We start from the raw sequence: 3,800 nt of genomic DNA, 5'->3' as shown, positions 1-3,800 counted from the left end.
CACGCGGACGTGGATCGGGGTGCCGGGCGGTGTGTGGGTCCGGGCGTTCGAGAGGAGGTTCTCGACGATCTGCCGCAGCCTGTGCGGGTCGCCCAGGGCCTCGACGACGTCCAGTTCCGGGGCGTCGTCGCGGCCCGGTGCGTCACCGAGGGGTTCCAGGGTCACGGGGTGGCCCGGACGCTGGAGGGCCGCGTTGCTCACCGCGTCCGCCGCCAGCGACAGCAGGTCGACGCTCTCCCGCTGGTAGGCGGGCTCGCGGTCCAGCGTGGCGAGCAGCTGGAGGTCGTCGACGAGCAGGCCCATGCGCTCGGCGTTCTGCGCGACGAGCCGGTCGGCCTCCCGTCGCTCCCCCTCGCTCCGGCGGTCGGCGCGGAGGGCGAGCTGGGCGAAGCCCTGGATGGCGGTCAGGGGGGTGCGCAGCTCGTGACCGGCGTCGGCGACGAACTGGCGCAGCCGGCTCTCCGAGGCCTGGCGTTCCTGCAGTGCCCTCTGCAGCCGGTCGAGCATGGTGTTGAGCACCTTGCCCAGTCGTCCGATCTCGGTGCCGGGATCGGTGTCCGGCAGCCGCAGGTCCAGCCGTCCGGCGGTGATCGCCCCGGCGGCGCGCTCCATGCGGGTCAGCGGCAGCAGGCCGAGGCGCACCACCCCGCGGGCCAGTGCCAGCAGGGCCGCGACGGTGACGGCGAGCAGCAGGGCGTCCATCCAGAGGAGTTTGGACGTCGCCCCGTCCACGGTGTCGAGGGGCAGCGCGACGACGGCTCCCATGCCCTGCGGTCCGGTGCGCAGCAGCACCCGCCAGTTCCCGTCGCCGCTCTCCGCCTCCACCGTCTCGGGCCGGCCCTCCGTCAGGCCGAGTTCCTCCTCGGTGCCGGGGAGCCGGGGGCCCGGCGTGTCGTCGGAGCCGAGCACGTAGTCCAGACGCTGTCCGGAGGCGTTGTAGAAGTAGACCCGGAAGTCGGACGGCAGGGCGCCCGCGCCCGCCACGGGCGGGGGGCCGTCGGGCCGCCGGGCGTCGCTGAAGGCCGGGGGCCGCGGCTGGAACGCGGCGAGCTGCTGGTCGACCCGGTCCAGGAGCCACGACCTCAGTACGAAGAACCCGGCCAGTTCGGACGCGAGGACCGCCACCGTGGCCAGCACGGTGACACCGAGGACGAGGCGGCCGCGCAGGGAACGGGGGGCGACGGGACGGCGGAACACGCTCACTGCTCGGAGTTCCCCTGGTTCTCGCGCGGCAGCCGCAGGCAGTAGCCGACCCCCCGGACCGTGTGGATGAGCGGCGGCTCGAACCGGTCGATCTTCTTGCGCAGGTATTTGACGTAGGTCTCCACCACGCGGGTGTCGCCGGCGAAGTCGTAGCCCCACACGTGGTCGAGGATCTGCGCCTTGCTCAGCACCCGGCCGGCGTTGTCGAGGAGGTAGGAGAGCAGTTTGAACTCGGTCGGTGAGAGCTGTACGTACTGACCGGCCCGGTGCACCTCGTGCGCGGTCTCGTCGAGTTCGAGGTCGGCGTAGCGCAGGACCGTGTCCGGCAGCAGTGCCTCGGATCCCAGGGTGCGCCGCAGGATGGCCTGGATGCGCAGCAGCACCTCCTCGATGTTGAACGGCTTGGTCACGTAGTCGTCGGCCCCGGCGCTCAGCCCCTTGATGCGGTCGTCCACGCCGGCGCGGGCGGTCAGGAACAGCACGGGCACGTGGTTGCCCGCCTCGCGCAGCCGGCGGGTCACCTCGTAGCCGTCCAGGTCGGGCAGCATGACGTCCAGGAGCAGCAGGTCGGGGTGGAGCCGTTCGGCCTCGGCCAGGGCGGACCGGCCGGTCCCGACGCTGCTCACCCGGTAGCCGCTGAGCCGCAGGGTCGACTCGAGCAGGGTGCGGATGCTGGGTTCGTCCTCGACGACGAGGAGCCGGTGCTGCGGCTCCGCTCCGGAAGGGTCGGTCATGGTGCTGTGCGGTCCCGTTCTTTCGCTGAGGTCCACGGTGTGCCGGGGCGTGGGCCCGTACCGGACGTTACCTGCGGTGGGCCGCGAGCCGTGCTCGCGGCGGGCATGTCTCCTCCGGCAGGGGCGGGGGCGGGAGCATGCCCGGGCGCCCGGACGGGGCCGTGAGGGCTCCGTCCGGGCGCGGGAGTCAGCCGGTGACCTCCTCGTCCTTCGCCAGCGCCGCGGCGCGTTCGGTGACCGTCGTGCGCAGGTTCTCCACGGCGGATTCCAGGCCCTCGCCGTCGGCGCCCGACGCGCGCGCCGCGTCGGCGACCCGGTCGAGCGACTCCACGGCGGTGCCGGATCCGTAGAACTTCTCGTACAGCTCCTGGTAGGCCTTCTTGTAGACGTCGTCGAACGCGTCCGACTCCAGGAAGCGGTCCTTGAGGGCGTGGCCCGACATTCCGCCGCCGCCCATGCCTCCCCGGCCGCCCTCGCCCTCGGCGCCGTCCTCGCCCTGGGCCGCCCCCGGGCCGCCCGGCACGCCGCCCTGCGGCATCCCTTCGGGCATTCCCTCGGGCATTCCTTCGGGCAGTCCTTCCGGCAGTCCCTCGGGCGGACCGCCTTCCGGCATGCCCTCCGGCATCCCGCCTTCCGGCATGCCGCCCTCCGGCATCCCTCCGGGCGCGCCGCCCATGCCGATCTCGTCGTCCGGGCCGGCCGTCGCGTCGCCGGAGAAGGTGAGGTTGTAGTCCCAGCCCAGCACGGTGAACTTCTTGGTGCCCAGGTCGTACCGGAGCAGGTAGTTCCTGCCCGGTCCGGCCATGTCGTCGAAGTTGAGCAGCAGGTTCTGCGCCGCCACGTAGGTGGCGAAGGACTCGACGTCGACGTGCTGGTCGAGCTCGGCCGCGAACTCCTCGTCCGACGCCTCGTCGACCCACTTGACGAGCTTCATGACCGGCTCCAGGTCCTGGCTGCCGACCTTGTTGAGCTGCTTGAACGAGGACTCGTAGTCGGTCGGATCGTCCCCCACGTAGGCGAAGCTGCTGCCGGCCCGCGCCTTGTACACCACGCCGTCGCCGTCCCCGGAGGTCTCGGCGTACTCGGTGTCGGGGCTCTCCACCATGAGCCGGGTGGTGACGGGCCGCCCGTTCACCTCGAACGAGGTGAACGCGTAGCGCTCGTTCTTCAGGCCGCTGGAGTCCATCAGGCTCAGCGCCAGCGCCTCGTTGACCGGGAGCTGCTCGCCGGTGCCGGGGCGCAGCGAGATCTCCCGCTCCCCCTGGTAGGCGCGGCCTTCGACGAATTCGTCGATCTTGATGAGCCAGGGCAGTTCCTCCGGCTTGTCCTCGGACAGGTCGTACTGCGTCATCCCGCCCCGGCCACCGCCACCGCCCTGCTGCGGGTCCGGCGCGGTACCGCCCTGGGCGGCACCCTCCTGGGTGGTTCCCTCCTGCGCGGCTCCCTCCTGCGCGGTGCCGCCCTGCGCGGTGCCATTCCGCGAGGCACCGGCCTGCCCGGTACCGCCCTGCCCGGCCGCGGCGCCTTCCGGCGCCGTCCGGCCGCCGCCGGGCATGCCCGCACCGCCGCCGCGCAGGGACATGAGCGTGGAGTTGCCCTTGAGGCGCAGCCCGACGTCCTCCAGGAACACCCCGTCGACGGTCAGGTCCGCCTCGATGTACTCCTTGTTCCCGTCGTCCTGGAACTCCTTCATCATCGTGTCGAACTCGGTCTGGTCGTAGCTGACCTGGACGCTGTGCGCCACCGAGGTGTCGTACAGGTCGACGGTGCCCTTGATGTCCTGGGTGATGGGGTCGCCCTCCGCCGTGGAGGAGGAGGTGACGTACGGCGAGATCCGGGCGTCGCCGAAGCCGTACACCATGA

At 72.0% G+C, this 3,800-nt stretch carries 3 protein-coding genes; all 3 read right to left on the bottom strand.

Annotated features, from left to right (window positions below):
- Nucleotides 1-1,203 (bottom strand): histidine kinase dimerization/phospho-acceptor domain-containing protein (locus HW445_RS21810; protein ID WP_308799660.1); only part of this gene is annotated, 1,203 nt, incomplete at its 3' end.
- Nucleotides 1,200-1,937 (bottom strand): response regulator transcription factor, encoded by a 738-nt coding sequence (locus tag HW445_RS21805; RefSeq protein WP_180222669.1) that lies wholly within the window; start codon nt 1,935-1,937, stop codon nt 1,200-1,202. The genes HW445_RS21810 and HW445_RS21805, both read right to left, overlap by 4 nt.
- A gap of 187 nt (nt 1,938-2,124) precedes the next feature.
- Nucleotides 2,125-3,798, bottom strand: a complete 1,674-nt coding sequence (locus HW445_RS21800) for a CotH kinase family protein (RefSeq protein WP_180222668.1) — start codon at nt 3,796-3,798, stop codon at nt 2,125-2,127.
- Between the last annotated feature and the right edge of the window lie 2 nt (nt 3,799-3,800).

Origin of the sequence: Streptomyces sp. UH6, from assembly GCF_013421635.1 — a bacterium.
In the GTDB taxonomy this organism is placed as follows: Bacteria; Actinomycetota; Actinomycetes; order Streptomycetales; family Streptomycetaceae; genus Streptomyces; species Streptomyces abyssomicinicus.
The sequence above is the reverse complement of the archived record's forward strand: the minus strand, read 5'-3'. Positions and strand labels throughout refer to the sequence as shown.

Coding starts and splice junctions, on each gene's coding strand:
- HW445_RS21805 (WP_180222669.1), bottom strand. CDS start 1,937: ATGACCGACCCTTCCGGAGCGGAGCCGCAGCACCGGCTCCTCGTCGTC.
- HW445_RS21800 (WP_180222668.1), bottom strand. CDS start 3,798: ATGGTGTACGGCTTCGGCGACGCCCGGATCTCGCCGTACGTCACCTCC.